This is a genomic window from Streptomyces sp. NPDC041135 (assembly GCF_055592085.1).
Genome location: NZ_JBVIYZ010000018.1, coordinates 26219 through 48806 on the forward strand (window position 1 = coordinate 26219; position 22588 = coordinate 48806).

The following is a 22588-nucleotide window of genomic DNA, read 5'->3' on the forward strand; positions in this document are numbered from 1 at the left end:
CCCCGGAGTCGAGGCCGCGCCGGTGCCCGCAGGTAGATTCGTCCGAGGCCGGAGACGCCGCCCGCACGCGGCACCGACCGGCCCTTCCCGACGATTGCAGGAGTGATTCGCGTGGATCGTGTCGCGCTGCGCGGCCTGAAGGCCCGCGGGCATCACGGTGTGTTCCCCAAGGAACGCGAGGAGGGCCAGACCTTCATCGTGGATCTCGTCCTCGGCCTGGACACCCGGTCGGCCGCCGCCGACGACGACCTGGCGAAGACCGTGCACTACGGCATCGTGGCCGAGGAGGTCGTCGCCGTGGTCGAGGGCGAGCCGGTCAACCTCATCGAGACGCTCGCCGAGCGGATCGCCCAGACCTGTCTGAAGCACGAGGCGGTCCAGGAGGTCGAGGTGCGCGTCCACAAGCCGGACGCGCCGATCACCGTCCCCTTCGACGACGTGACCGTCACCATCATCCGGAGCCGAGTATGACGCGACCTTCCACCAGTGGTCTGAGCGACCCGACCGTCCAGCCGGTGCCCGCCTCCGTCGTCGCGCAGGTCGACGCCGCCGACGTCACGCTGAGCAATCCCCGGCGCGCCGTGCTCTCCCTCGGCTCCAACCTCGGCAACCGCCTGGAGACCCTCCAGGGCGCCGTCGACGCCCTGGAGGACACCCCCGGCGTGCGGGTCAAGGCCGTCTCCCCGGTCTACGAGACCGAGCCCTGGGGCGTCGAGCCCGGCAGCCAGCCGTCGTACTTCAACGCGGTCGTGGTCGTGAAGACCACGCTGCCCCCGTCGTCGCTGCTGGAGCGCGCCCACGCCGTCGAGGAGGCCTTCCACCGCGTCCGCGACGAGCGCTGGGGCCCGCGCACCCTGGACGTCGACATCGTCGCCTACGCCGACGTCGTCTCCGACGACCCGCAGCTCACCCTCCCCCACCCGCGCGCCCACCAGCGGGCCTTCGTCCTCGCCCCCTGGCGGGACGTCGACCCCGGGGCCCAGCTGCCCGGCCGGGGCCCGGTGGCCGACCTGCTGTCCGTCCTCACCGACGACGGCGTGGCCGTACGCCAGGACCTGGAACTCCGACTGCCCGAGTAGTCGTTAAGGTCGACAGGGCCACGGCGGCGTCCGGGACGACCGCCCATACGGGAACGGGCACGGGTACGGCGGCCGGGGTCGGCCGCCGACCCCGGCGGTCCGGGGGAGCTGAAGGGACACCGTGAAAGAGCTGCGCATCAGGGTGCTGGCCGGCGTGTTCGTCGTCGCCGGCGTCCTGTCCTGGGCGGGTGCCCGCCTGTGGAACTCGGTCGGGACCCTCCCCGGCATCCCCCTGGCCGCCCCCATCGTCCTGGCCCTGATCGCCGTGGTCCTGCTCGCCACCGCGCTCTCGCTGCGCGCCCGGCTCCGGGCCCAGCGCGAGCGCCGCCCCGGCGCCAAGGGCGTCGACCCGCTGATGGCCGCCCGCGCGGTCGTCTTCGGACAGGCCAGCGCCCTGGTCGCCGCCCTCGTCGCCGGCATGTACGGCGGTACGGGCGTGTTCCTGCTGGAACTGCTCGACCAGCCCGCCCGCCGCGACCAGGCCTTCTACGCCGGGTTCTCGGTCCTGGCCGGGATCGCGGTGATAGCGGCCGCCCTCTTCCTGGAGCGCGTGTGCAAGCTCCCGGAGGACGACGAGCAGGACCGCGCCGGGGCCCAGCCCGCGGCCTGACCGGCCCCGGACGCGGTCAGCGCGCCATGATGAGGCTCATCGCCTCGTTGCGCGTCGCCGCGTCCCGCAGCTGCCCGCGCACCGCCGACGTTATGGTCTTCGCCCCGGGCTTGCGGATGCCGCGCATCGACATGCACATGTGCTCGCACTGGATGACCACGATCACGCCCCGCGGCTCGAGGATCTCCATCAGCGAGTCCGCGATCTGCGTGGTCAGCCGCTCCTGCACCTGCGGCCTGCGGGCGTAGACGTCGACCAGCCGGGCCAGCTTCGACAGACCGGTGATCTTCCCGGTCTCCGACGGGATGTACCCGACGTGGGCGACTCCGCGGAAGGGCACGAGATGGTGTTCGCAGGTGCTGTACACCTCGATGTCCTTCACCAGCACCATCTCGTCGTGGCCCAGGTCGAACGTCGTCGTCAGCACGTCCTGCGGCTCCTGCCACAGCCCCGCGAAGATCTCCCGGTAGGCCCGCGCCACCCGCGCCGGCGTCTCCCGGAGGCCCTCGCGGTCCGGGTCCTCGCCGACCGCGATCAGCAGTTCGCGTACGGCGTTCTCGGCGCGCTTCTCGTCGAACGCGCCGATCGCCCCCTCGCCGTCCAGCGTCACGGGGTCGGTCATGTGCAGCCTCGTTCCTGTGCGTGTCATCTGCGGGCATGCGAAATGCCGCGCCCCCCAGGCTAGAACCTGGGGGGCGCGGCATCCATTCCGGCTCCGGGAGCCGGTCGGTCAGCTCTCGGAGCGGTCCTCGGGGGCCGCCTCGGTCACCGGGGCGGACTCGGCCGCCGTGGACTTCACCGTGCTGATGGCCGGCGTCGAGCCGTTCGCCCCGTTGGTCAGTGCCAGCTCCTTGGGGGAGAGCACCGGCGGGCGGGTGGACGGCGTGCGGCGCGAGGAGCCCGTCCAGGCGGGCCGCGGGGGGCGCTTGACGATGGTGGCGAAGATCTCGGCGATCTCCTCCTTGCCGAGCGTCTCCCGCTCCAGCAGCTGGAGCACCAGGTTGTCGAGGACGTCGCGGTTCTCGACCAGGATCTCCCAGGCCTCGTTGTGCGCGTTCTCGATGAGCTTCTTGACTTCCTCGTCCACCAGCGCGGCGACCTCTTCCGAGTAGTCGCGCTGGTGAGCCATCTCACGTCCGAGGAAGGGCTCGGTGTTGTCGCCGCCGAACTTGATCGCACCCAGACGCTCGGTCATGCCGTACTGGGTGACCATCGCGCGGGCGGTGGCCGTGGCCTTCTCGATGTCGTTCGCGGCGCCCGTGGTCGGGTCGTGGAAGACCAGTTCCTCGGCCGCGCGGCCGCCCAGCATGTAGGCCAGCTGGTCGAGCATCTCGTTGCGCGTGGTCGAGTACTTGTCCTCGTCCGGGAGGACCATCGTGTAACCGAGGGCCCGGCCGCGGGAGAGGATCGTGATCTTGTGCACCGGGTCGGAGTTCGGAGACGCCGCCGCGACCAGGGCGTGACCGCCCTCGTGGTACGCGGTGATCTTCTTCTCCTTGTCCGACATGATCCGGGTCCGCTTCTGCGGGCCCGCGACCACACGGTCGATCGCCTCGTCCAGCATCGAGTTGTCGATGAGCTTCTTGTCGCTGCGGGCCGTGAGCAGCGCCGCCTCGTTCAGCACGTTCGACAGGTCCGCACCCGTGAAGCCGGGCGTACGGCGGGCGACCGCGGCCAGGTCGACGTCGGGCGCGACCGGCTTGCCCTTCTGGTGGACCTTGAGGATCTCCAGGCGGCCCATCAGGTCCGGCGGGTCGACCGCGATCTGCCGGTCGAACCGGCCGGGGCGCAGCAGCGCCGGGTCGAGGATGTCCGGGCGGTTCGTGGCGGCGATCAGGATGACGCCGCCCTTCACGTCGAACCCGTCCATCTCCACGAGCAGCTGGTTCAGGGTCTGCTCGCGCTCGTCGTGACCGCCGCCGAGGCCCGCGCCGCGGTGCCGGCCGACGGCGTCGATCTCGTCGACGAAGACGATCGCCGGGGCGTTCGCCTTGGCCTGCTCGAAGAGGTCACGGACCCGGGAGGCACCGACACCGACGAACATCTCGACGAAGTCGGAACCGGAGATCGAGTAGAAGGGCACCCCGGCCTCACCGGCGACGGCGCGCGCGAGGAGCGTCTTGCCGGTACCGGGGCGGCCGTAGAGGAGCACGCCCTTGGGGATCTTGGCACCGACGGCCTGGAACTTGGCCGGTTCCTGGAGGAACTCCTTGATCTCCTGGAGCTCCTCGACGGCCTCGTCGCAGCCGGCGACGTCGGAGAAGGTCGTCTTCGGGGTGTCCTTGGTGATGAGCTTGGCCTTGGACTTGCCGAAGTTCATGACCCGGGAGCCGCCGCCCTGCATCTGATTCATCAGGAACAGGAAGACGACCACGATGAGTACGAAGGGCAGCAGGGAGAGCAGGACGCCGAGGAACGGGTTCTGCTTGGACGGCGACACGGTGTAGCCGTCCGGGATCTGCTTGTCCTGGTACTTGCCCTGCAGCGTGCCGGCAATGGCCACGCCCTGGTCGCCGATGTAGCTCGCCTGGATCTTCGAGCTGCCGTCGACCTTCACGCCGTCCTTCAGCGTGGCCTTGACGGTCTGCTCGTCACCGGTGGTCAGCTTGACCGACTGCACCTTGTTGTTGTTGATCGCCGCCACGACCTGGCCGGTGTCCACCGTCTTGTAGCCGCCGGACGAGCCGACGACCTGCATCAACACGACCACGGCAAGGACGGCCAGCACGATCCACATGACCGGCCCACGGAAGTATCGCTTCACGTCCATCCATACGGAGCGGAGCCGCCCCGTCCCTCCTGCCATAGTGAGTTTGATAAGACAGTTCTTCTGACGGTACCCCAGCATTGTCGCCCGAAGCCGCACGAAGCCGCACCGGACGGCTGTCATTCCCGTCTCTGTTAGCTCCAACGCCGCGGGGGCCGCTGGGGTTCCCGATCACGCCGGGAAGCGTGCCCGTCCGGCTCAGCCGCCGTAGACGTGCGGCGCGAGCGTGCCGACGAAGGGCAGGTTGCGGTACTTCTCGGCGTAGTCGAGGCCGTAGCCGACGACGAACTCGTTGGGGATGTCGAAGCCGACCCACTCCACGTCGATGGCCACCTTGGCCGCCTCGGGCTTGCGCAGCAGCGTGCACACCTTGAGGGAGGCGGGCTCGCGCGAACCGAGGTTGGACAGCAGCCAGGACAGGGTCAGGCCGGAGTCGATGATGTCCTCGACGATCAGGACGTGCTTGCCCTTGATGTCGGTGTCCAGGTCCTTCAGGATCCGGACGACGCCGGAGGACTGGGTGCCCGCGCCGTAGGAGGACACGGCCATCCAGTCCATGGTGACGGGGGTGGACAGCGCCCGGGCGAGGTCGGCCATGACCATCACCGCGCCCTTGAGGACGCCGACGATCAGCAGGTCCTTGCCCGCGTACTCCGCGTCGATCTTGGCGGCCAGCTCGGCCAGCTTCGCGTCGATCTCTTCCTTGGTGATGAGCACCTGCTTGAGGTCGGCACCCATGTCTTTCGCGTCCACCCGCATCACTTTCGGTCGTCCCGCACTTACGGCCACCGGCTGTCACCGGACCCGGCTGCCCGGACCGGCAGGGTCCCGGTCCCTCGCGGGACCCTGGGAGGGTCCGTCGCACGGCTCCTCCGGGCGGCCGGGATTCAGCCCTGCCGAATCACCAGTCTGCCACCCTGGCGCTGGGCGACGACTTTGCCCGGGAGATTGATGGCTCCCTGGCCGCGCCACCCGGTGATCAGCCGGTCGACTTCCTCGATGTGGCGGGCGAACAGCGCGCCGGCCGGTGCCCCGGCCTCGATGGCGGCGCGGCGCAGGATGCGGCGGCGCACGGCGGGCGGCAGGGCGTAGAGCTTGGCGCACTCCAGCAGGCCCGCGCCGTCGCGCACGGAGGCCTCGGCCTGCCGGGCCCAGGCGTCGAGGGCGTCGGCGTCGTCGCGGGAGAGCTGGGCGGTGCGCGCGAGGGCTTCCACGACGCCTTTGCCGAGTGCCTTCTCCAGGGCGGGCAGCCCCTCGTGGCGCACCCGGGAGCGGGTGTAGGCGGGGTCGGCGTTGTGCGGGTCGTCCCAGACGGGCAGCGACTGGACCATGCAGGCCTTGCGGGCGGTCTGCCGGTCCAGGTGCAGGAAGGGGCGCCGGTAACGGCCGCCGGCCCCCGAGACCGCGGCCATGCCGGACAGGGAGCGGATGCCGGAACCGCGGGCGAGGCCGAGCAGGACGGTCTCGGCCTGGTCGTCGCGGGTGTGGCCGAGCAGGACCGCGGCGGCGCCGTGCCGGGCGGCGGCGTCGTCGAGGGCGCCGTAGCGGGCGTCGCGGGCGGCGGCCTCGGGCCCGCCCTCGCGGCCGACGGTCACGGCGACGGACTCGGCCGGGTCGAGGCCGAGTCCGCGCATGCGCAGGACGACCTCCTCGGCGCGCAGGCCGGACCCGGGCTGGAGGCCGTGGTCGACGGTGATGCCGCCGGCGCGGATGCCGAGCCGGGGGGCCTCGAACGCGAGGGCGGAGGCGAGGGCCATGGAGTCGGCGCCGCCGGAGCACGCGACGAGCACGAGCGGGGGCGCGGACGGCTCGTGCGGGGGGTGGTCCGGGGCGGCGGGGACGCCTGGGCCGGCCGTGGTGGTGCGGCGGCCGGCGGGGGTGGAGGTCTGGTGGTCGATGAGGATGTCGTGGAGGACGCGGCGGACCGCCAGGCGTATCGCCGCGACCGCAGGATGGGGACCCATGTCCGGTTCCCTTCATGAAGTTGTCGGGGGGTGAGCCCGAGGTTCGGTCACGCAGAGTGTGTAGATGGTGACAGAACCAGGCCGTTCCCCGAGCATTGCACGCCTACCCCCCGCTCACGGTCCCTCGGACGGGTGATTGGAGGGGCGTTCGCCTGCCGTCGGCCGGATTCCTTTCACGCCCGCCGCGCACCGCTCACGCGTCGCCCCTGCGGTGCACCCGCGCGACCCAGTCCGCCGGTTTGGCGATCTCGGCCTTGGTGGGCAGGGTGTTGGGCGAGGTCCACACCCGGTTGAAGCCGTCCATGCCGACCTCGTCCACGACGCCCCGCACGAAGCGCTCGCCGTCCCGGTACTGCCTGAGTTTGGCGTCCAGACCCAGCAGCTTGCGCAGGGCCGTGTCCAGCCGGGAGGCGCCCTTGGCGCGGCGCTGCTGGAACTTCTCGCGGATCTCCTCGACACTCGGGACGACGTCCGGGCCGACCCCGTCCATGACGAAGTCGGCGTGCCCCTCCAGCAGGGACATGACGGCGGTGAGGCGGCCGAGGATCTCGCGCTGGGCCGGGGTCTGCACCAGTTCCACGAACGAGCGGCCGCCGTCGTCCTCCTCGGCCTCGGGCCGGCCACCCACCAGGGACTGCGCGGCCTCCCGGACGCGCTCCAGGACGGTCATCGGGTCGACGTCGGTCTCGGCCAGAAAAGACTGGATTTCGCCCTCGAGGTGGTCGCGCAGCCAGGGCACGGCGGTGAACTGCGTGCGGTGGGTCTCCTCGTGCAGGCAGACCCACAGACGGAAGTCGTGCGGCTGCACGTCGAGTTCGCGCTCCACGTGCACGATGTTCGGCGCCACCAGCAGCAGCCGGCCGCCGCCGTTCCCCCCGGCGGGCAGGTCGCGGCCGGCGGGGGCGAAGGTCTCGTACTGGCCGAGGACCCGGGAGGAGAGGAACGACAGCAGCATGCCGAGTTCGACGCCGGTCACCTTGCCGCCTACGGCGCCGAGGACCGCGTTGCCCGCGGAGCTGCCGCGGCGCTCCTGCATCTTGTCCAGCAGCGGCTTGAGGATCTCGCGGAAGCCGGCGACGTTCGCCCGGACCCAGCCGGGGCGGTCGACGACGAGGACGGGGGTGTCGTGGGTGTCCTCGGTGCCCATCCGGGTGAAGCCCCGGACGTGCTGCTCGGAGGCCTTCGCGTGCCGGCGCAGTTCCGCCACGACGGCCCGCGCCTCGTCCCGGCTGACCTCCGGTCCCGGCCGTACGAGCCGTGTCGCGGTCGCGACCGCGAGGTTCCAGTCGACCATCCCGGATGCTGCGCCACCGATGCTCGTCATGCGTCAACCGTACGTGAGGGCCCTGACTTCGGGCAGGCCGTGGGGCGGCCGGGGTGCGGGCCGCCGGAGCGGGGCGCGGGCGCCGGGCCGGTCCGCGGGTCAGTCGCAACCGCAGCCGGCCAGCGCCGTCGCCGCCTTGTCCAGGGCCGCCTGTGCGTCGAGGGGGCTGGTGGTCCCGGAGGCCAGGAAGGCGAAGGCCAGCAGCCGCCCGTCCTGGTCGACGACCGTGCCCGCGAGGGTGTTGACGCCCGTCAGGGTGCCGGTCTTGGCGCGTACGACGCCGGCCGCGCCGTCGGTGTAACGGCTGCTCAGGGTGCCGGTGAAGCCCGCGACGGGCAGGCCGGTGAGGACGGGGCGCAGGCCCGGCCGGGCGGGGTCGCCGGCGGTGACGAGGAGGGCGGTCAGAAGGTTCGCGGTGAGCCGGTCGTCGCGGTCGAGGCCGCTGCCGTCGTGGAAGGCGGCGCCGGACAGCGGCAGGCCGAGCTGCTTCAGCCGGGCGGCGACGGCCCGGGCGCCGCCGTCGAAACTGCCCCGGCCGCCGGTCGCGAGGGCGGTCTGGCGGGCCAGCGCCTCGGCGATGTCGTTGTCGCTGTTGGTCAGCATCCGCTCGACCAGGGCGGACAGCGGGGGCGAGGAGACGGTGGCGAGGGTCTCGGCGCGGGTGGAGGCCTTGGACGGGCCGGGGGCGCTCACCTTGACGCCGGCGTTCTCCAGCAGGGTGGCGAAGGTGCGGGCGGCCTCCGCCGCGGGGTCGGCGGTGCGGGGCGCGGGGCCGCTGACGGAGTCATCGGTGCGGCCCTCGTCGGCGCTGAGGGCGCTGACGGGGGCGAGGTTGTCGTTGACGCCGATGGGGTGCAGCGCGGGGCCGCTGTACAGGGTGGTGTCGTAGGAGAGCGTCACGCCGTGGACGCCGCGCTCGGCCAAGGCGTCCGCCGTGTCCGCGGCCAGGGTGCGCAGGCTCGCCCAGCCCCCTGCCGGCCGGCGGGCGGTGAGGGTGGGGTCGCCGCCGCCGACCAGGACCAGCTCGCCGGTGTCCGGTTCGAACGCGGTGCGGGTGGTGAGGCGGTGGTCGGGGCCCAGGGCGGACAGGGCGGCGACGGCGGTGGCGATCTTGGTGGTGGAGGCGGGCGTGAGGGCCTGGCCGGCGCCGGCGTCGTACAGGTGCCGGCCGGTGGCCACGTCGACGACCACCGCGCTGTGGGTGCCGCCGAGGGCGCCGGCGCCCATCAGGGGGTCGAGGACGTCAGCGACGGGCCGGGTGTCGGGTGCGGCCTTCCGGGGCAGCACGGCACCGGTCGCGCCGCCCAGCCCGGTGAGCACGGAGGCGGCGCTCGGCGCCGGCCGGGGCGCCCCGGCCGCCGTGCCGGGGCCATCGTGATCTGCGCCACCTGATCGCTCCAGGGCGGCCGCCCGGTCCCGCTCGGCCGTACGCTGACCGTTGCCGTCCCAGGGACCGGCGACGGTCACCACTCCGGCGGCCAGCGCCAGCCCGGCCGTGACGGCACCCGCGGTGTACTGCCAGGTTCTGACGGTCCGCGGCCCGGGGAGGTGCGCGACCCGCGCGAGCCGCGGCCGCACCGCTCCGGCCAGCCGCGCGACCCGCGGTCCCGCGGCGGTCGCGGCACGGGCCAGACGCGGTCGTACGGCATCCGCGATCCGCACCACGTGCGGTCTCGCGGCCCGCCAAGGCCTCAGCTCTGGCACGACCACCAGCCCCTTTCGCGATCACACACCTGCGTGAGGGACACTTAACCACCAGAACTATGTGTTGATCATGGAGGAGCCACCGGTGGAGTTCGACGTCACGATCGAGATTCCGAAGGGTTCGCGGAACAAGTACGAGGTGGACCACGAGACCGGTCGGATCCGCCTGGACCGTCGCCTCTTCACCTCGACCGCCTACCCGACCGACTACGGCTTCGTCGAGAACACTCTCGGCGAGGACGGCGACCCGCTGGACGCGCTGGTCATCCTGGACGAGCCGACCTTCCCGGGCTGCCTCATCCGCTGCCGCGCGATCGGCATGTTCCGGATGACGGACGAGGCGGGCGGCGACGACAAGCTGCTGTGCGTGCCGTCCACCGACCCGCGCGTGGAGCACCTGCGCGACATCCACCACGTGTCGGAGTTCGACCGCCTGGAGATCCAGCACTTCTTCGAGGTCTACAAGGACCTGGAGCCCGGCAAGTCGGTCGAGGGCGCCAACTGGGTCGGCCGCGTGGACGCCGAGGTGGAGATCGAGCGGTCCTACAAGCGCTTCAAGGAGCAGGGCGGTCACTGACACCCCTGCGCACAGAGATGCCGATGGGCCGCACGCGGGCGCGTGCGGCCCATCGGCATCTCTGTGCGCATACTGAAGTCTGCGGAATGTGTCGTTCAGGGAGCTTGGTGGAGTGACGGAGGCGGCAGACCAGAAGCCTCGTTCGGACGAGGCGAGGACCACCTACGACCCGGAGATCACCAGCGAGTTCGCCCTCCCCGTGGGCCTCGCGGTCCCCAGGGGCGCCGGCGAGTCCGAGACGACCTCCGAGTTCGCCGTCCCCGAGGGGCTGCAGACCCCGCACGCGCCCGGCGCCGAGCCCGAGGGGTCGGCGTTCAGCACCCCGCGCAACCACGGCGCCCAGCAGCCGGCCGCCGTCACCCCGGCCACCGGGGTTCCCCTGGTCAGCCTGACCAAGGACGCGCCCTGGCAGGACCGGATGCGCACGATGCTGCGCATGCCGGTGACCGAGCGGCCGGCCCCGGAGCCGGTGCAGAAGACCGAGGAGGAGGGCGGCCCGGCCGTCCCGCGCGTCCTCGACCTGACCCTGCGCATCGGCGAGCTGCTGCTGGCGGGCGGCGAGGGCGCAGAGGACGTGGAGGCCGCGATGTTCGCGGTGTGCCGCTCCTACGGCCTCGACCGCTGCGAGCCCACCGTCACCTTCACCCTGCTGTCGATCTCCCACCAGCCGTCCCTGGTGGATGACCCGGTGACGGCGTCCCGGACGGTCCGCCGCCGGGGCACCGACTACACGCGGCTGGCGGCCGTCTTCCGGCTGGTGGACGACCTGACCGACCCGGAGACCCACATCTCGCTGGAGGAGGCCTACCGGCGCCTCGCCGAGATGCGCCGCAACCGGCACCCCTACCCCGGCTGGGCACTGACCGCGGCCGCGGGGCTGCTGGCGGGCGCGGCCTCCGTGCTGGTCGGCGGCGACCTCGTCGTGTTCGTCGCGGCGGCGCTGGGCGCCATGCTCGGCGACCGGCTGGCGTGGCTGTGCGCGGGGCGCGGGCTGCCGGAGTTCTACCAGTTCACGGTGGCCGCGATGCCGCCCGCCGCGATCGGGGTGGCGCTGACGCTGGCGCACGTGGACGTGAAGGCGTCCGCCGTGATCACCGGTGGGCTGTTCGCGCTGCTGCCCGGACGCGCGCTGGTGGCCGGCGTCCAGGACGGCCTGACCGGCTTCTACATCACCGCCTCCGCGCGGCTGCTGGAGGTCATGTACTTCTTCGTCGGCATCGTCGTCGGCGTGCTGGTCGTCCTGTACTTCGGCGTGCAGCTCGGCGCCATGCTCAACCCGGACGCGGCGCTGAACATCGCCGAGCGGCCGCTGGTGCAGATCGCCGCGTCCATGCTGCTGTCGCTCACCTTCGCGGTGCTGCTCCAGCAGGAGCGGTCCACCGTGCTGGCCGTGACCCTGAACGGCGGCGTCGCCTGGTCGGTGTACGGCGCGCTGCACTACGTCGGCGGCACCTCCCCGGTGGCCTCCACCGCGGTGGCGGCGGGGCTGGTGGGGCTGTTCGGGCAGCTGCTGTCGCGCTACCGGTTCGCCTCGGCGCTGCCGTACACGACGGCGGCCATCGGGCCGCTGCTGCCCGGCTCGGCCACCTACTTCGGGCTGCTCAGCATGGCGCAGAACGAGCTGGACAAGGGCCTGGTGTCCCTGGCGAAGGCCGCGTCGCTGGCCATGGCCATCGCCATCGGGGTCAACCTCGGCTCCGAAATCTCCCGGCTGTTCCTTCGGGTCGGCTCCGCCGGCAAGCGCCGCGCGGCCAAGCGGACCCGCGGCTTCTGAGCGTCCGCCTCACGGGGCGCGGTAGGTGCCCTGCTCGTAGTCGTACGGGTACTGCTGCTGCTCGTCGTAGGGCTGCTGCTCGTCGTAGGGCTGCTGCTCGTCGTAGGGCTGCTGCTGGGCGCCGTACGGCTGCCGGGGGTCGTGCTGCCGCGTGTGGTGCTGCTGCGCGCCGTGGGGCTGCGGCTGCCCGTAGCCCTGCGCGCCGTACTGCTGCCCGTCGTACTGCCCCTGGTCGTAGCCCTGCCGGCCGTACTGCTGCTGGTACGGGTCGCCGTAGCCCTGGTCGGCGTACTGCCGGGGCTGCTGGGGCTGCTGAGGCTGCTGGTAGGGCTGCTCCGGCTCTATGCGGCGCAGGCGGGTCGTCGCGTCGTCCATCGCCGGGGGCTGCTGGTGCCCGGCGTGCGGCTGCGGGTGGGCCTGCGGCGGCCGGGGGGTGCCGGAGCCGGTGCCCGGCGCCTTCCGGGCCTTGCCGCGCGCCCGCAGGAACTCGATCGCGATCGGGATCACCGAGATCAGCACGATCAGGATGAGCATCGCCTCGATGTTGTTCTTGACGACCTCGATGTTGCCCAGCCAGGAGCCCAGCAGGGTGACGCCCGCGCCCCACAGGACGCCGCCGATGAGGTTGAAGGTCAGGAACGAGCGGTACCGCATGCCGCTGACGCCCGCGATGATCGGGGTGAACGTCCGCACGATGGGCACGAAACGGGCCAGGACCAGGGACTTCGGGCCGTACTTCTCGAAGAACTCGTGCGCCTTGACCACGTTCTCCTGCTTGAACAGGCGGGAGTCCGGGCGGTTGAACAGCGACGGGCCGACCTTCTTGCCGAACATGTAGCCCGCCTGGTCACCGAGGACCGCCGCGAGGCAGATCAGCGCGACGGCCGCCCACAGGGGGAAGTCCATCTCCCCCGAGGTGATCAGCAGGCCGGCGGTGAACAGCAGCGAGTCACCCGGCAGGAAGAAGCCGATGAGCAGGCCCGACTCGGCGAACACGATCAGCAGCAGGCCCCAGATGCTGTAGGTGTTCAGCAGGTGGTTCGGGTCCAGCCAGCTCGGGCCGAGGGCGAGTGTCATCACGGATCCGGGCTCCTGAGGGGTGAAGGCGATGCGGCACCTGATACGGCGGACCGCCGCACAAAGCTATCAACGCCGGGCGCCCGACCCAGGTTCCACCGGGTCTCCAGGATGCACTGTGCACCGGTCGGCACAAAGCCGCCGGCCGCGCAGGCACCGGCCCGGGAGCGGCTCCCGGGCCGGGACGCCACCGGTCAGCCGGACGCCGCCTGCCGGGCCGCGTTCGCCGTGATGGCCTCCCTGAGGTGCTCGGGCAGGCCGGGGTGCACCGACTCGTAGTAGGCGCGGAAGCGCTCGTCGGTGACGTACATCTCCGCCAGGCGCTCGTGGGTCCTGGGGTGGCAGTCGAAGAACCAGGTGCTGATGTGGCGCCGGTGGGCCTCGGCGAGGTCCATCGCCCGCTGCGAGGCGGGTGCCTCCCCGGCGGTCATGAGGGCCGCGTAGGCCTCGCCCCACGCGGCCACCTCGGACTGGATGCGCTGCCAGTCGTCCTTGGTGTAGCGGGCGACCCGGCGCTGCGACTCGGCGTAGCTGTAGGTGCCGCCCCAGCGCCGCTCCGCCTCCGCCGCGTACTCCTCGGGGTCCTTGTCACCGAAGACCTCGAACCGTTCCTCGGGGGTGAGGTTGATGCCCATCGCGCGTGCCTCCATGGCGTGCTCCACGGCCGCGGCCATCTTCTGCAGCTTCTCGATCCGGGCGGTCAGCAGGTCGTGCCGGCGGCGCAGGTGCGCGCGCGGGTCCGCGTCCGGGTCGTCGAGCAGGGCCGCGACCTCGTCGAGCGGGAAGCCGAGTTCCCGGTAGAACAGGATCCGCTGGAGCCGGTCGAGGTCGGCGTCGTCGTAGCGCCGGTGGCCGGCGTGCGTGCGCTCGCCGGGCTCGAGCAGCCCGATCTCGTCGTAGTGGTGCAGGGTGCGCACCGTGACCCCGGCGAACCTGGCGACCTGTCCCACGGAGTAGCTCATCTTCCGCTCCCTGTCGTCGGTACGTCCGCCAGCCTGGCGGCTCACGCCACGTGAGGTGCAAGCCGGGCCCCTTCCGGGTGTTGTGCCCGTTTTCTCCCCTTATGGTGAGCGCGTGGCCCAGGACACCGCGCAGCAGGCTCCCACGACCCGCCCGGCGACCCCGGCCCGGGCCCTGCTGCCGCTGCTCCTGCCCGCCGCCGCCGTGGGGGTGGCGGCGAGCCTGGTCTTCGTCGGGGTGAGCGCGGCGGCGGAGCGGCTCCAGCACGTGCTGTGGGGCCCCCTGCCGGCCGCCCTGGGCGTGGGCCCCTACTCGGTGCTGTGGATGTGCGTCATGCTCGTGGCCACCGGCGCCGCGGTGGGCCTCGTGGTGTGGAAGGCGCCCGGGCACGCCGGCCCCGACCCGGCCCGCACCGGCCTGGACGCCCCGGTGCTGAGACCGGTGGTGCTGCCCGGCCTGGTGCTGGCGGCCGGGCTGATGCTGGCCGGCGGCCCGAGCCTCGGTCCCGAGAACCCGATCATCGCGGTGAACGTGGGTCTGGCGGCCTGGGCCGGCAGCCGCTTCCTCCCCCGGGCGCCCGGGGCCCTGTGGCCGATGCTGGCCGAGGCGGCGACGATCGGCGCGCTGTTCGGCACGCCGGTGGCGGCGGCGCTGGTCATGTCGGAGGCGCTGGTCGGCCGGCCGGTGCGCGGACTGCTGTGGGACAACCTGTTCGCACCGCTGACCGCCGCCGCGTTCGGCGCCATGACCACCACGCTGGTGTCGCACCCGACGTTCGACCTGAACCTGCCGCCCCTCTACCACCCCGGCCCGGCGGACGCACTGGCCGCCGTCGTGATCGCCCCGGCCGCCGCCGTGCTCGGGATGTGCGCCGTGCACGTCTTCCCGTACACCCACGCGGCCTTTCAGCGGCTGCGCCACCCGATGCTCATGCTCCCGGCGGGCGGCCTCGTCCTGGGCGGCCTGGCGGCCGTGGGCGGCCATCTGACGCTGTTCAAGGGGCTGGCGGAGATCGGGACGCTGGCGCACGACCCGGACGGCTGGTCGGCCGGGCAGTTCGCCACGATGGCCGTGGTGAAGCTGGCCGCCCTGGTCGTCGCCGCGTCCTGCGGCTTCCGGGGCGGCCGCATCTTCCCCGCCGTGTTCGTCGGCACCGCCCTGGGCCTGTGCGCGCACGCGCTGGTGCCCGCGGTGCCCCCCGCCCTGGGCGTGGCGACGGCCGTCCTCGGCATCCTCATGGCCACCACCCGGCAGGGCTGGGTGAGCCTGTTCACCGCCGCCGTCCTCGTCATGACACCTGCCATCCTCGCCCTGCTGTGCCTCGCCTCCCTGCCCACCTGGCTGGTGGTCACCGGGCGGGCGCAGATGCAGTTGCGCGAGGACGGCACCGCGGTCCACTGACCCCGTACCCGATCTGGAGGCGTGTCCCATGGCCCTGCACAAAGGCCCCGCGAAGCACGACGAACGGCCGCTGTCGGTCAACCCCTTCTACAGCGAGGCCAACCCGGTCGGCGGCATGGCCGAGGCGCCGCCCCAGCACCGGCTGCCGGACTCGCCGATGCCGCCGGCGACGGCGTACCAGCTGGTGCACGACGAGCTGATGCTGGACGGCAACGCGCGGCTGAACCTGGCCACCTTCGTCACCACCTGGATGGAGCCGCAGGCCGGGGTGCTGATGGCGGACTGCCGGGACAAGAACATGATCGACAAGGACGAGTACCCGCGCACCGCCGAGCTGGAGCGGCGCTGCGTGGCGATGCTCGCCGACCTGTGGAACGCGCCGGACCCGTCGGCCGCCGTGGGCTGTTCGACGACCGGCTCCAGCGAGGCGTGCATGCTGGCCGGGATGGCGCTGAAGCGGCGCTGGGCCACGCGCAACGCCGACCGGTACCCCGGCGCCCGCCCGAACCTGGTGATGGGCGTCAACGTCCAGGTCTGCTGGGACAAGTTCTGCAACTTCTGGGAGGTGGAGGCCCGCCAGGTCCCCATGGAGGGCGACCGCTTCCACCTGGACCCGCGGGCGGCTGCCGAGCTGTGCGACGAGAACACCATCGGTGTGATCGGCATCCTCGGCTCCACCTTCGACGGGTCGTACGAGCCCATCGCCGACCTCTGCGCGGCCCTGGACGACCTCCAGGAGCGGACCGGGCTGGACGTCCCGGTGCACGTGGACGGGGCCTCCGGCGCCATGGTGGCGCCCTTCCTCGACGGGGACCTGGAGTGGGACTTCCGGCTGCCGCGCGTGACCTCGATCAACACCTCGGGGCACAAGTACGGGCTGGTGTACCCCGGGGTGGGCTGGGCGCTGTGGCGGGACAAGCAGGCGCTGCCCGAGGAGCTGGTCTTCCGGGTGAACTACCTGGGCGGGGACATGCCGACCTTCGCGCTCAACTTCTCCCGGCCCGGCGCGCAGGTGGTCGCGCAGTACTACACGTTCCTGCGGCTGGGCCGCGAGGGCTACCGGCTGGTGCAGCAGTCGACGCGGGACGTGGCGCGCCGGCTCGCCGAGCGGATCGAGGCGCTCGGCGACTTCCGCATGCTCACCCGCGGCGACGAACTGCCCGTCTTCGCCTTCACCACCACCGACGAGGTCACCTCCTACGACGTCTTCGACGTCTCCCGGCGGCTGCGCGAGGGCGGCTGGCTCGTGCCGGCGTACACCTTCCCGCCGAACCGGGAGGACCTGTCCGCGCTGCGGATCGTGTGCCGCAACGGTTTCAGCCACGACCTCGCCGACCTGTTCATCGAGGACCTGACCCGCCTGCTGCCGGAACTGCGCCGCCAGCCGGGCCCGCTCACCCGGGACCGGCAGGCGGCCACCGGGTTCCACCACTGACGGCGGCCGGGGCGGGCCCCCGCCCGCCCCGGCCCTTCCCCGTTCTCCCCCCGGGCGCCTACCCGGCCTTCTCCTCCAGGGCCACCAGTTCGAACGCCGTCCTGCCGTCCAGCGACTCCCGGATGATGTCGGCGTGGCCGGCGTGCCGGGCGCTCTCGCGGATCAGGTGCAGGGCCAGCCAGCGCAGCGAGACCCGTTCGTCCGGCGGGAACCACGGCTCGGCGGGCAGTGCGAAGGTGTCGTCGAGGCTGGAGGCGGCGCGGAAGAACCGCTCGGTCCCGTCGGCCACCTCCGCCCAGTACGCCAGTTGCCCGGCGAGGGTCTCCCCCGCGCCCAGCACGAAGCACTCGTGCCAGTTCGACCGGTCCCGCCGCACCGCCGGCTCCTCGCCCCTGGCCCGCGCCAGCCAGGCCTGTTCCGTCTCCGCGACATGCTTGACCAGCCCGCCCAGCGACAGCTCGCTCGCGCTGGGCCGGGCGGTGGCCTGCTCCTCCGTCAGCCCGAGCACCGCCCGGCGGATGCCGCCGCGCTGCTCCGCGAGGAACGACAGCAGCGCCCCGACCTCGTCGCCCTTCGCCTCTGCCCGCACGTGAGTGACCATGACCGGTCCGCCCTTCCTCGGTTCCGGCGGCCGCTTGCCCGCGTCCGCCTGACACCGACGACGCTACGGGCCATCGAGGTCAGATCCTGTCCGCCATGGCGGGCTGGGACGGGATCGATCCGGGATGATCCGGCCCGGGTCGCAGCGGGGCCGGTCAGAACGGGAAGGCGGTCCGTCCGTGCTGCACCGAGATCCACTTCAGCGTGGTGAAGGCGTCCAGGGTCGTCTCGCCGTTCAGCCGGCCGATCCCGGAGTTCTTCTCGCCGCCGAACGGCACCAGCGGCTCGTCGTGGACCGTGCCGTCGTTCACGTGGAACATCCCCGTGTCGACCCGCTTGGCGAAGGCGACCCCGCGCTCGACATCGGCGGTGTGCACGGCGCCGCTCAGGCCGTACGGCGTGTCGTTCACGATGGCCACGGCCTCCTCCTCGCCGTCGAAGGGCACCAGCAGGGCGACGGGGCCGAAGATCTCCTTGTGCAGCAGCGACGAGGCGGCCGGCACGTCCGTCAGGACGGACGGCTCCACCAGGTTGTCGGTGCTGGCACCGCGGACCAGGACCGTGGCGCCCTCGGCGACGGCCTGCTCGATCGCCGCCGTGATGGCGTTGGCCTGGAGGGAGTTGATGACGGGGCCGATCACCGTCTGCGGGTCGCTCGGGTCGCCGGTCTTCAGCGTCCTGACCTTGGCGACGAACTTCGCGGTGAACTCGTCCAGCACCGAGCGGTCCACCAGGACGCGGTTGGCGGCCATGCAGACCTGGCCCTGGTCGACGTAGCGGCTGAAGACGGCCGCGTCGACGGCGTAGTCGATGTCGGCGTCGTCGAGCACCACCAGCGCGCTGTTGCCGCCCAGTTCCAGCACCGAGCGCTTGAGCTGCGCGGCGCAGGTGGTGGCGATGTGCCGGCCTACCTTGTCGGAACCGGTGAAGGAGATCACCTTCGGCACGGGGTGCTCGATGAACGCGTCGCCTATCTCGGCTATGTCGGTCAGCACCACGTTCAGCAGCCCGGGCGGCAGGCCCGCGTCCTGGAACAGCTTGGCGATGAGCGTGCCGCCGGTGAGCGGGGTGTCCTGGTGGGGCTTGAGGACGACGGCGTTGCCGAGGGCGAGGGCGGCGGCGACCGGCTTGATCGACAGCAGGAACGGGAAGTTGAACGGGCTGATGACGCCGACCACGCCGACGGGGACGCGGTAGAGGCGGTTCTCCTTGCCGTCGATCGGCGAGGGCAGGAACCGGCCCTCGTTGCGCAGCGCCAGCTGGGCCGCCTCACGCAGGAACTCCTTGGCGAGGCCGATCTCGAAGCGGGCCTTGAGGTGCGTGCCGCCCAGCTCTGCGATGATCAGCTCGGTGATCTCGCGCTCCCGCTCCTCCACCAGGCGCAGCACCCGCTCGAAGAAGACGCGCCGGGCGTAGGGGTTGGTGGCGGCCCAGTCCCGCTGGGCGCGGGCGGCCGCCCGGTAGGCCTGATCGACCTCGTCGACGGTGGCTATCGTGATCGAGGCCAGCTTCTCGCCGTCGTAGGGGTTGAAGTCGATGATCTCCCATGAGCCGCTGCCGGGGCGCCATTCACCGTCGATGAACTGCTGAGCCAGGTCGGAGAAGCAGGACGACATGTGATCCCTCGATCCCTTGCTGCCCGGGGCAGCGGCAGACACCCGGTCAACTGCACGGTCTGATCAGGCGTCATGGTACTTGCGCGACAGACCGGTTGGGATGTCTCAGAACGAAGTCGCGCGGAAGTCAGGTCAGTTGCCGCAGTCCGCGCAGCAGGTCCCGGCTCTCGTCCGGCCCGGGGCTGTCCTGCTGCAGCTCCTTCAGCGCCTGCTCGTACTGGGCGACGTCCTCACGCTTGTCCAGGTAGAGGGCGCTGGTGAGCTGCTCCAGGTAGACCACGTCCGACAGGTCGGACTCGGGGAAGCTGAGGAGGGTGAAGGCGCCGCTCTCCCCGGAGTGCCCGCCAAGGCCGAACGGCATCACCTGAAGCCGTACGTTGGGGCGCTCGGACATCTCGATGAGGTGCTGGAGCTGTCCGCGCATCACCTCGCGGTCGCCGTAGGGGCGGCGCAGGGCGGCCTCGTCGAGCACGATGTGCAGTTCCGGGGCGTTCTCGGCCACCAGGTACTTCTGCCGCTCCAGGCGCAGCGCGACCCGCCGCTCCACGTCGGCCACCGAGGCGCCCTTCATACCGCGCCGCACCACCGCGCGCGCGTACTCCTCGGTCTGCAGCAGGCCGTGCACGAACTGCACCTCGTACACCCGGATCAGCGACGCCGCGCCCTCCAGGCCCACGTAGGTGGGGAACCAGCTGGGCAGCACGTCGGAGTAGCTGTGCCACCAGCCCGCGACGTTGGCCTCCCGGGCGAGGGAGAGCAGGGACTCCCGCTCCGCCTCGTCGGTGATGCCGTACAGCGTCAGCAGGTCCTCGACGTCCCGTGTCTTGAAGCTCACCCGGCCCAGCTCCATCCGGCTGATCTTCGACTCGGAGGCGCGGATCGAGTAACCCGCCGCCTCGCGCGTGATCCCCCGCGCCTCACGCAGTCGCCTGAGTTGTGATCCGAGCAGCATGCGCCGCACCACCGATCCCGGCTCTCCCGCGCTCACGTTCGCCAGCCTCCCCAACCGTCTTCAGGGGCCGCAGTCTGCCACTAAAACACTTCGAGCAGTACTCGTCCGGTTACGGAAACGGAAAGGAGCCAAAGTTACCGCGCAGGAAGGCGCAAGGAGAAGGTGAGCCAACCAGGGGAAGATGGCGGAAAAAATGGCCAAGAAGCGGTACGGGAGGGTTCAATTCGGTCGCGTGCACGTGCATCTGCCCTTGCATCTGCTGTGCGCATCCGAAACCATGGTCCCGCGCCACCGCTGCATCGCAACGACCGCGAATTCCGGGAGTGCCTCGCATGGGGACGAATGGATCGACCATGCTCAAGCCGTTACGGCAGGGCCTTCCGCCGCTTGATCCCGCGGCCGTGTCCAGCGCCGCCTCCTGCGCACTGCCCTCCCGCTACGAAGCGGTGCGCGAAGCCCGGCACTTCACCCGCAGAACCCTGGACCAGTGGGACGCCGGCGACCGCTTCGACGACGTCTGTCTCGTCGTCTCCGAACTCGTCACCAACGCCCTGCGGCACGCGCTGCCCGCCGACCCGGCCGGTTGCGCCGAGCACTCCCCGTCCGTCCGGCTGCACCTGATGCGGTGGACCGAGCGGCTGGTGTGCGCGGTGCGCGATCCCAGTCACGAGACACCCACCGCCCGGGACTCCGACGACTTCTCGGCCGAGTCGGGCCGGGGCCTGTTCCTCGTCGACTCCTTCAGCGACGGCTGGGGCTGGCATCCCCTCGCGGGCACCCTCAGCGGCAAGGTCGTCTGGGCGCTGTTCCGGCTGCAACCGGCCGAGTGACACCGAGGGGCGCCGCCTGACGCCCTCTTTCTACGCGCGTTCAGCCGCCCGGCCGGCCCGCCGCCGCTCCGTGCGGCACCACTGCCGTCCTCGCCACCACCACGACCGCTGACGCTACGCGCGTCGACCGGGCGGACCGAGCGGCCATCGCCCGCGCACCGGCGACGGCGCCGCCGGAACGGGGCGTTCAGCTCGCTGTCAGGTGGTCGAACTCGCCGTCCTTGATCCCGAGCAGCATCGCCTCGATCTCCGCGCGCGTGTAGACGAGCGCGGGCCCGTCCGGGAAGCGCGAGTTGCGCACCGCGACGTCGCCGCCGGGCAATCGGGCGAACTCCACGCAGGAACCCTGCGAATTGCTGTGCCGGCTCTTCTGCCAGGCCACTCCGTTCAGCTGCGTAGCAGCCATGCCGTTGTACACGTCGTACCCGTTCACGCTGTCAACGTCGCGGTCCACAGGTCGCTCCCCGGTGGTGCACTGGCTGATGTGGCCATAGATGCTGTGGTCAACTGATCCGGATCATAACGTTGTTCACGTGCAGCTGCATGGGCAGATGCACGTGCACGCGCGGTGTTCCTGCGGTTACAGCATGGGCGCACGCTTCATCGAAGCTGGTTCAGCGTCTGCCCCGGGGCCCGTGCACCATGCGGTCGCCGGCCCCCGCCGTGATCGTCCGTGCCGTCGTCGTGCCGTCGTCGTGCCGTCGCCCGCGCAAGGTCGTCCGGATCGAATCCCTCATGTATGAGGAACAGACGCGCGTGGAGGCCTTCCTGTTCCCGTGTCCGCATATTGGTCCAGCCCGCGGAATCGGCCGGATCGGCCCCCGTCCACCGGACGGACGGCCTCCGCTGCCTGCCGTAGGAGAGAACCCGCACGTCGACGGAGGCCGGACGCGCGCGCCGGGCCTCCGGCAGCGGTCAGCGGAACGCCCCCGGACACGCAGGCAGGGATTCACCCGCGTGACTCGCGGGTGAATCCCTGCCTGTCGTGGTGTGCGGTCAGCGGCCGGTCCCCGGCGTGCGCGCCGGTGGGTTACCGCTCCTCGCGGAAGTCGACGTGCCGGCCGGCGACCGGGTCGAACTTGCGCAGGGTCAGGCGGTCGGGGTCGTTGCGGCGGTTCTTGCGGGTGACGTAGGTGAAACCGGTCCGGGCGGTGGACCGGAGCTTGACGACCGGGCGGATTTCGTTGCGTGCCATGTGCCTGAAAACGATGACCATTGCCACCTTATTCCGCTCGGGCGAGCCGTGTGACCCGACGGCCTCGGGGGCTCCTCCTGGCCGCGAACTGCCTGGTAGCTTGCTGCGGACTCTCCCGGCCACCGGGTGCCGGGCCGGCTACAGCTTGGGAGCTTCCAGTGACATCTCCGACGGCGAGGGTGCGGAGCGCGGCCGCGGCCGCGGGGCTGGTGGGCGCCCTCGCGCTGACCGCGTGCAGCGGTGACGGCGGCTCCGACGGCGACGCGGGCACCCCGAGCGCTTCGCCGGCCTCCGCGACGGCCTCCGGCTCCGCCGGCACGGGCGGTACGGGCGGTACGGCGACCGCGTCCGGCAAGCTCCAGGGCAGCTGGATCACCACGACCGGCGGCAAGGTCGTGGCCCTGGTGATCACGGGGAAGCAGGCCGGCCTCTTCGCGACCGGGGGAACCGTGTGCAGCGGCACCGCCGGTCAGGAGGCGGGCATGCGGATGATCCACCTGACCTGCGCCGACGGCGGCACGTCCCGGACGACCGGCATGGTCGACTCGGTCGGCTCGAAGGCCATGAAGGTGACCTGGTCGGGCAAGCTCGGCGAGGAGACGTACACCAAGGCCGAGGGCGGCCGGCTGCCGTCCGGTCTGCCCACCGCCTTCGGGCAGTGAGGCCGCGGGGCCCGGCGCGGCGAAGTGGGCCGGGGGCGTGCGTCCGTGGGTGCGCGCCGGC

At 71.8% G+C, this 22588-nt stretch carries 22 protein-coding genes; 9 read left to right on the forward strand and 13 right to left on the reverse strand.

Features of this window, described 5'->3' with window-relative positions; all coding sequences use genetic code 11:
• Positions 1 to 111: 111 nt before the first annotated feature.
• The 3 genes from folB (at position 112) to ACZ6CZ_RS29325 (ending at position 1689) form a co-directional block, all read left to right on the forward strand.
• Entirely contained in the window at positions 112 to 471 is a 360-nt protein-coding gene (gene folB, locus ACZ6CZ_RS29315; RefSeq protein ID WP_469027134.1) for a dihydroneopterin aldolase, read from the forward strand.
• Positions 468 to 1079 (forward strand): 2-amino-4-hydroxy-6-hydroxymethyldihydropteridine diphosphokinase, encoded by a 612-nt coding sequence (gene folK, locus ACZ6CZ_RS29320; RefSeq protein ID WP_469027136.1) that lies wholly within the window; start codon positions 468 to 470, stop codon positions 1077 to 1079. Before folB ends, folK begins: the two co-directional genes overlap by 4 nt.
• A gap of 121 nt (positions 1080 to 1200) precedes the next feature.
• Complete coding sequence (locus tag ACZ6CZ_RS29325) at positions 1201 to 1689, forward strand: DUF3180 domain-containing protein (RefSeq protein ID WP_469027139.1); 489 nt, start codon at positions 1201 to 1203, stop codon at positions 1687 to 1689.
• Between the two features lie 16 nt (positions 1690 to 1705).
• Here ACZ6CZ_RS29325 and folE read toward each other — a convergent pair whose 3' ends face one another.
• From folE to dacB, 6 genes are all read right to left on the reverse strand, one after another.
• Complete coding sequence (gene folE / locus ACZ6CZ_RS29330) at positions 1706 to 2311, reverse strand: GTP cyclohydrolase I FolE (RefSeq protein WP_469027140.1); 606 nt, start codon at positions 2309 to 2311, stop codon at positions 1706 to 1708.
• 108 nt (positions 2312 to 2419) lie between these two features.
• On the reverse strand, positions 2420 to 4459 hold the full coding sequence (gene ftsH / locus ACZ6CZ_RS29335; protein ID WP_469027142.1) for an ATP-dependent zinc metalloprotease FtsH: 2040 nt from the start codon (positions 4457 to 4459) through the stop codon (positions 2420 to 2422).
• A gap of 195 nt (positions 4460 to 4654) precedes the next feature.
• Positions 4655 to 5215 carry a hypoxanthine phosphoribosyltransferase gene (gene hpt, locus ACZ6CZ_RS29340; RefSeq protein WP_037681206.1) on the reverse strand — a complete coding sequence of 187 codons (561 nt, stop codon included), beginning with the start codon at positions 5213 to 5215 and terminating at the stop codon, positions 4655 to 4657.
• Between the two features lie 128 nt (positions 5216 to 5343).
• Positions 5344 to 6420 carry a tRNA lysidine(34) synthetase TilS gene (gene tilS, locus ACZ6CZ_RS29345; RefSeq protein WP_469027143.1) on the reverse strand — a complete coding sequence of 359 codons (1077 nt, stop codon included), beginning with the start codon at positions 6418 to 6420 and terminating at the stop codon, positions 5344 to 5346.
• 193 nt (positions 6421 to 6613) lie between these two features.
• Complete coding sequence (locus ACZ6CZ_RS29350) at positions 6614 to 7744, reverse strand: zinc-dependent metalloprotease (RefSeq protein WP_469027145.1); 1131 nt, start codon at positions 7742 to 7744, stop codon at positions 6614 to 6616.
• 99 nt (positions 7745 to 7843) lie between these two features.
• Positions 7844 to 9454, reverse strand: a complete 1611-nt coding sequence (gene dacB, locus ACZ6CZ_RS29355) for a D-alanyl-D-alanine carboxypeptidase/D-alanyl-D-alanine endopeptidase (RefSeq protein ID WP_469027148.1) — start codon at positions 9452 to 9454, stop codon at positions 7844 to 7846.
• Between the two features lie 79 nt (positions 9455 to 9533).
• On the opposite strand from dacB, the gene ACZ6CZ_RS29360 reads away from it, so the two are divergent.
• Together ACZ6CZ_RS29360 and ACZ6CZ_RS29365 are read left to right on the forward strand one after the other, a co-directional pair.
• On the forward strand, positions 9534 to 10025 hold the full coding sequence (locus ACZ6CZ_RS29360; RefSeq protein ID WP_469027289.1) for an inorganic diphosphatase: 492 nt from the start codon (positions 9534 to 9536) through the stop codon (positions 10023 to 10025).
• A 112-nt stretch (positions 10026 to 10137) separates the two neighbouring features.
• A complete protein-coding gene (locus ACZ6CZ_RS29365) occupies positions 10138 to 11799 on the forward strand; it encodes a threonine/serine exporter family protein (RefSeq protein WP_469027150.1) in 1662 nt (553 codons plus the stop codon).
• A 9-nt stretch (positions 11800 to 11808) separates the two neighbouring features.
• Here the strand turns inward: ACZ6CZ_RS29365 and ACZ6CZ_RS29370 are convergent, their stop codons facing one another.
• Both ACZ6CZ_RS29370 and ACZ6CZ_RS29375 read right to left on the reverse strand, forming a co-directional pair.
• Positions 11809 to 12879: a DedA family protein gene (locus ACZ6CZ_RS29370; protein ID WP_469027152.1), complete on the reverse strand. Its 1071-nt coding sequence runs from the start codon at positions 12877 to 12879 to the stop codon at positions 11809 to 11811.
• A gap of 191 nt (positions 12880 to 13070) precedes the next feature.
• Positions 13071 to 13838 carry a MerR family transcriptional regulator gene (locus tag ACZ6CZ_RS29375; RefSeq protein WP_469027154.1) on the reverse strand — a complete coding sequence of 256 codons (768 nt, stop codon included), beginning with the start codon at positions 13836 to 13838 and terminating at the stop codon, positions 13071 to 13073.
• A 112-nt stretch (positions 13839 to 13950) separates the two neighbouring features.
• On the opposite strand from ACZ6CZ_RS29375, the gene ACZ6CZ_RS29380 reads away from it, so the two are divergent.
• Positions 13951 to 15237 carry an ion channel protein gene (locus ACZ6CZ_RS29380; protein WP_469027156.1) on the forward strand — a complete coding sequence of 429 codons (1287 nt, stop codon included), beginning with the start codon at positions 13951 to 13953 and terminating at the stop codon, positions 15235 to 15237.
• A 28-nt stretch (positions 15238 to 15265) separates the two neighbouring features.
• On the forward strand, positions 15266 to 16672 hold the full coding sequence (locus tag ACZ6CZ_RS29385; protein WP_469027159.1) for a glutamate decarboxylase: 1407 nt from the start codon (positions 15266 to 15268) through the stop codon (positions 16670 to 16672).
• Positions 16673 to 16730: 58 nt separating this feature from the next.
• Here the strand turns inward: ACZ6CZ_RS29385 and ACZ6CZ_RS29390 are convergent, their stop codons facing one another.
• The 3 genes from ACZ6CZ_RS29390 to ACZ6CZ_RS29400 all read right to left on the reverse strand — a co-directional run bounded on the left by ACZ6CZ_RS29390 (position 16731) and on the right by ACZ6CZ_RS29400 (position 19840).
• Entirely contained in the window at positions 16731 to 17273 is a 543-nt protein-coding gene (locus ACZ6CZ_RS29390; protein WP_469027161.1) for a DinB family protein, read from the reverse strand.
• Between the two features lie 154 nt (positions 17274 to 17427).
• Entirely contained in the window at positions 17428 to 18888 is a 1461-nt protein-coding gene (locus tag ACZ6CZ_RS29395; protein ID WP_469027164.1) for an aldehyde dehydrogenase family protein, read from the reverse strand.
• A 127-nt stretch (positions 18889 to 19015) separates the two neighbouring features.
• Entirely contained in the window at positions 19016 to 19840 is an 825-nt protein-coding gene (locus ACZ6CZ_RS29400) for a helix-turn-helix domain-containing protein (RefSeq protein WP_469027292.1), read from the reverse strand.
• 353 nt (positions 19841 to 20193) lie between these two features.
• Between ACZ6CZ_RS29400 and ACZ6CZ_RS29405 the strand changes: the two genes are divergently transcribed.
• Positions 20194 to 20670 (forward strand): ATP-binding protein, encoded by a 477-nt coding sequence (locus tag ACZ6CZ_RS29405; RefSeq protein WP_469027166.1) that lies wholly within the window; start codon positions 20194 to 20196, stop codon positions 20668 to 20670.
• Positions 20671 to 20857: 187 nt separating this feature from the next.
• On the opposite strand, the gene ACZ6CZ_RS29410 is transcribed toward ACZ6CZ_RS29405, so the two are convergent.
• Both ACZ6CZ_RS29410 and rpmG read right to left on the reverse strand, forming a co-directional pair.
• Positions 20858 to 21124, reverse strand: a complete 267-nt coding sequence (locus ACZ6CZ_RS29410) for a DUF397 domain-containing protein (RefSeq protein ID WP_469027168.1) — start codon at positions 21122 to 21124, stop codon at positions 20858 to 20860.
• Positions 21125 to 21700: 576 nt separating this feature from the next.
• Positions 21701 to 21865, reverse strand: coding sequence for a 50S ribosomal protein L33 (gene rpmG / locus ACZ6CZ_RS29415; protein WP_469027171.1), 165 nt, complete (start codon positions 21863 to 21865; stop codon positions 21701 to 21703).
• A 158-nt stretch (positions 21866 to 22023) separates the two neighbouring features.
• On the opposite strand from rpmG, the gene ACZ6CZ_RS29420 reads away from it, so the two are divergent.
• Complete coding sequence (locus ACZ6CZ_RS29420) at positions 22024 to 22527, forward strand: hypothetical protein (RefSeq protein ID WP_469027174.1); 504 nt, start codon at positions 22024 to 22026, stop codon at positions 22525 to 22527.
• The last annotated feature ends 61 nt before the right edge of the window (positions 22528 to 22588 follow it).